The organism is Kordia sp., from assembly GCF_045105435.1.
Taxonomy (GTDB): Bacteria; Bacteroidota; Bacteroidia; order Flavobacteriales; family Flavobacteriaceae; genus Kordia.
The window spans coordinates 1-4949 of the sequence record NZ_JBGCDL010000004.1 but is presented as its reverse complement, the minus strand read 5'-3'; the positions used below and the strand labels follow the sequence as shown (position 1 = coordinate 4949).

Here is a 4949-nt window from a genome sequence, read left to right as displayed (position 1 = left end):
TTTCAAAGAAATGGCGCGCTTTAAAGCAGCAGCAGGTTCAGAAAATGCACCAGATGTTAACTTTGAAAAATAATTAAAATACCATAAAAAAATATGTCTAAAGTAGAAGATTTCCTTTCCGCTGAGGAAGAACAAGAAATCATTGCTGCCATTAGAACGGCAGAACGAAGTACTTCTGGTGAAATTCGTGTCCACATTGAAGATCATGTAGATACGAACACGTTTGATCGTGCGCTAGAAGTATTTCATCTGCTAAAGATGGACAATACCAAACTCCGCAATGGCGTTCTTATTTATGTAGCTGTCCGTGACAAAAGTTTTGTCATTTATGGTGATGAAGGCATAAATAATGTTGTTCCGAAAGATTTTTGGAATAGTACACGTGATGCAATGCGCAATCAATTCCGACAAGGAAATTTTACCAAAGGATTGATTGAAGGTATTTTACAAGCCGGACTTGAATTACAAAAGCATTTTCCTTGGGATGCAGATACGCACGAAGATGAACTCTCAAATGAAATTTCAAGAGGCTAATGCTTAAAACACTACAAATAAAATCATTACATACGCTTATTTTCCTTTTCGGATTGTTCTTTTTGAACGTTTCTCATGCACAATATGATATTCCACCAAAACCTACAAAAGCAAATCCGGATGCCGTATACGATTATGCTAGTTTACTTTCTAAAGGTGACAAAGCACAATTAGAGCATAAAATTATCAAGTATTCTGATACAACTTCCACACAAATTGTTGTGGTTATTATTGAAACCCTAAAAGGGGAAAGTATTGGTATGCTTACGCCAGAATGGGGACAAAAATGGGGAATTGGACAAAAGGGAGAAGATAATGGAGTGATTATCCTTTTAGCAAAGCAAGAACGAAAAATATGGATTTCACCTGGATATGGTGCCGAAAATGAACTCACTGCAGGAATTGTGGGACAAATTACACGAAATAGAATTATTCCATTTTTTAAAAAAGGAGATTATTATGGCGGATTAAACGCTGGAGTTGATAGTATTATTGAAGTGTTGGCTGGCGAATTTACAGGCAGTCGCAAACGCTCTAGCAAAGGCACACCAGTTGGCGTAATTTTCTTTTTAGTCATCTTTTTTGTTGTACTAGTTTCTATTTTAGGAAATAATAAACGCAACGGCGGTAATAATGGTGGCGGAAGACGTGGAGGCACTGGAAGCGATTTACTCGATATTATTATTCTGAGTAATCTTGGAAAAGGTTCTTTCGGCGGCGGCGGAAGCAGCGGTGGCGGCTTTGGCGGTGGCGGCGGATTTGGTGGTGGTTTCGGCGGCGGCGGATTTAGTGGCGGTGGCGCTGGCGGAAGTTGGTAGCTTCGACTTTTTAGACTCGTTTTACTCTTAGTATTTTAGTATCGGCTTCGCCTGTTAGATCGCTAATGCTCTTGGTGTTTTGACGATATTTGAAACTCCTTACTAAACTTTTACCAAACGTCTGATCGAATGGTTTTTTGAAGAAAAATTGTATTTCAGCTACGCTCAATAGAACTATCGAGATCTACTCTGAAAACGTATCGATTTTGTCATTCCAAACATGATGCGGAATCTACATTGAAATACTAAAGATTCTTAGAAACCATCTTGAATCTTGACTCTATAAATCCTGAATCTTTTTTCAACCACGAATTCACGATTTTTTTAGCTTTATTGTCGGCACAAGTTCGGAAACTCGCGCTAGCGTTAGTGGAAAATTGTGACTAAATTGTTTGTTATAATGATTTGTTACTTGAGGAAACAGATTAACATGCTTTTTTAAACTTTAGCAAAGACTTTTCATAGCACTTCTCGATACACAAAATCGGAGATTTTGCACTCGAAGTGACGTTTTGATTTACAAGAAACAGATTGCCGCGCGTTTTTACAAAACGCTCGCAAAAACGTTCCTAAGAAATTTAAGAAGGTACGCGAAGCGATCAAAAAGCGAAGCGAGCCAAAAGCGAAGCGAGCCAAAAGCAACATACTTTGCATTTAGTGTTCTTGAGAAACTTCTCAATACGCAATACTCACAACTCAATACTAATTCACCTTTTCAACGTAAAGTGTCCAGTAAATGTGCGTCCATCTTGTAGTTGTACAGAAAACCAATAATCACTTGAAGGCATTTGTGCACCGTTAATGTTTCCATTCCAGGCGTCTTCGGAATTGATTAATACTCTGAGCAATTTTCCGTAACGATCGTATATGTATACTTGTGAGTTGGTCTGAAGTGCGTTTGCGATTCCTTTGAGTTGCCACGTATCATTAATTCCATCATTGTTTGGTGTAAAGAATCTTGGATAGCCAATAACAGCAATGTCTTCTGCTACGATTCCGCAATTGTTTTTGATATCTTTTATGTAAACTGTATGAAATCCCGCAGAAACATTCTGAAATATATTTGATTCTTGGTAAATACCATTCGGATCATCTAATGCAAATACATATTCGCCTTCGCCAGAAACCATCACGGTAACTACATTTACATCTGAAATATCATCAATTTGTATGGTTCCTATAGTTGCAATGTTAGATGGTTGCACCAAGATTGTTTTTGTTTTTGTACAACCGCCAATTCGTGTGACTTCCACTGTATAGTTTCCTATTTGATTGACTTGAATGTCTGGCGTCGTTTCTCCTGTGGACCATGCAAAGGTGTAATTAGACACATCATTCGTAATTCCGCTGTAAAGCGTGATTAATTGCGGAGAAAAGTTTACACAGTAATATACGATTTCTTCCGTTTCTATAGAAGGCAAATTGAGTACATTTAGCAATACTTCTCCAATTCCGTAACAACCTCCATTTTGTTCTAAACGCGCATAAATTGTTTGTCCATAAGCCGTTGTATTTGTAAATTGATTTGCTAACGGATTTGAGAGCAACAAAGCATCATCAAGCGTTTCGTAATAGGTAACTGTAATATCATCGGGCAAACCAGCTGTAATTTGCGAGTCTGCTTCAGACAAGTTGAATTCTGTGAATCCGAGTTCTTCATTGGTGTCACACACACTAAGAATTGCATTGTTTACCGCGTTTGAACTTACTTGAAGTGTGACTTCCGCTGTGTTTTCACAACCTGAAACCAAGTCAGTAATTTTTGCATATACGATTTGCGGATTGGACGTATTTGTGTATGCACTTGTCGTGATTTCGTCCGTCAGTGCACTATCTGTATAATAACGTACTTGCCGATCTTGTATGATACCTGCAGCAACTTCTTGATTGGATTCGAATAGATTAAAAATTGTAATTCCGCTTGTAGCACCACATTGTACTATAGAAATATCTTGTGTGTTTGGCAAACCAAAAATGGTCCCTGTAATTGGTGTACGTGTACCATTTGTACAACCTGAAAATGCAGGAAATACCCAAAACGTAGTCGTTTCTGTGAGTGAAACCGTGTAACTTGTTCCTGTATGAATTGGCGTGGTTGCTGTTTCAGATGTATACCATGTTACGCTATCTGTGTTCGTTTCAACACTGAGTGTTAATTCGCTTTCAGCACAACTTCCACTTTCAGTGATCGTTGATTTTGGTGTTTCAAGTCGTGTACTGACTGATAAATTGATTGCTGGTTCTCCTGGTAATCCGCCAAATTCGACAATATATCCTTGTGGATGATATGGACTGTTCGGATCAGTTGATCCTAGATTTGGCAAATCGTTCCAAGAACCCATTAAGCCAATACTCGGATCTGTAATGTGTGCATAGTGTTCGCCTCCAAGATTGTTAGGTTCGCCCGAATTCCAAAATGTATACAAGCCGTTTTGAGGCGTTCCATTTACTTCTCCAATCCAAAAAACCGTTCCTGCTTCGGGTCCAGTAACCCATTGCCATGTTCCTTCTTGGTCTATATCTGTAGCACCAATCCAACCAGTTCCAGAACTTTGCGAACCTGCTAATTCAGCTTCTTCTTCTGAGGTTAATGTTGCTAGATATCCTTCCAAGCCAAAGTATGTTTGTGCTGCTGCTGCATCGCGTGCTTCCGTCCATGTAATTCCCGTGTTTGCTACATAGAAATAGTAGTGTCCTGTAGATGGTAAATAGTTGGCATCACCCAAATTGATGGAGAAAAATTTATCTTCTGTAAAGTTTGTTTGTGTGGTTTCAAAAACGACTGCTTCGATAGCTGCTTCATATTCGGCAAATGTAGCAGGACCAACTAATGCTAATCTTCCTAATGCTGGCGTCCAAAAAGCATCAATATTAGGATGTGTCCCTGTTAAACTGAGCACGTCTTGTCCGTTACTGTAGCCTTCTGATATTTGAATATATATGATCGGTAAACTTGTGTCTTGTGCATCAGGATCGGTAATTGATACATTCATAGCAATGTTTATTGGAACATCGCCACAGTATTGTTGATCGCCTTCTGCTGAGATTGTTGGTGGCGTTTGCGCATGCGATATTGTTGTTGCTATAAATAGCAGATAGAAACATATCGATGTAGATAGATTGCGCATATTTGTTCGTGTATAGGTCTAAAAATAAGTATTTTTTTTATGCGCTCTGCGGTAAGATTCGATTTTTAACAACTATAACGTTGTAGTTGGTGAATTAATTTTTACGGACTTGTTTTTTGATAAAGTTTAGTAATTTTTCTTGGTATGCTCTTCCGCCTTTTTCTCCGACATTGAAGTGTCCTGCATCTTTTACCAAGATGAATTCCTTTTCCGCAGAAGCGGTATTTTTAAAGAGTTTTTCCCCGTAGCTATAATGAATATTTTCATCTTGATCGCCATGTGCTATAATGATCGGTTGTTGAATGTTTTGTACCGTGTGAATTGGTTTTACCGCATCGGGATTGAAATTGGCAATATTTCCTGCTTCGCGCAACGCTGCATCTGACACAAAACGCAATCCAAAACCACCTAACATTTTCTTTTTGTAATCGTATACAATTTGATCTAAATCGGCAAACGTACTTTCTAT

At 38.6% G+C, this 4949-nt stretch carries 4 protein-coding genes; 2 read left to right on the top strand and 2 right to left on the bottom strand.

Annotated elements, in window-relative coordinates:
- The first annotated feature begins 93 nt into the window (after positions 1-93).
- Positions 94-534: a TPM domain-containing protein gene (locus tag AB8B65_RS00155; protein WP_405298758.1), complete on the top strand. Its 441-nt coding sequence runs from the start codon at positions 94-96 to the stop codon at positions 532-534.
- On the top strand, positions 534-1352 hold the full coding sequence (locus tag AB8B65_RS00150) for a TPM domain-containing protein (RefSeq protein WP_405298757.1): 819 nt from the start codon (positions 534-536) through the stop codon (positions 1350-1352). Before AB8B65_RS00155 ends, AB8B65_RS00150 begins: the two co-directional genes overlap by 1 nt.
- A 707-nt stretch (positions 1353-2059) precedes the next feature.
- Here AB8B65_RS00150 and AB8B65_RS00145 read toward each other — a convergent pair.
- Positions 2060-4480 carry a T9SS type B sorting domain-containing protein gene (locus AB8B65_RS00145; protein ID WP_405298756.1) on the bottom strand — a complete coding sequence of 807 codons (2421 nt, stop codon included), beginning with the start codon at positions 4478-4480 and terminating at the stop codon, positions 2060-2062.
- Between the two features lie 94 nt (positions 4481-4574).
- On the bottom strand, positions 4575-4949 hold a 375-nt coding region (locus AB8B65_RS00140; protein ID WP_405298755.1), incomplete at its 5' end, for a prolyl oligopeptidase family serine peptidase.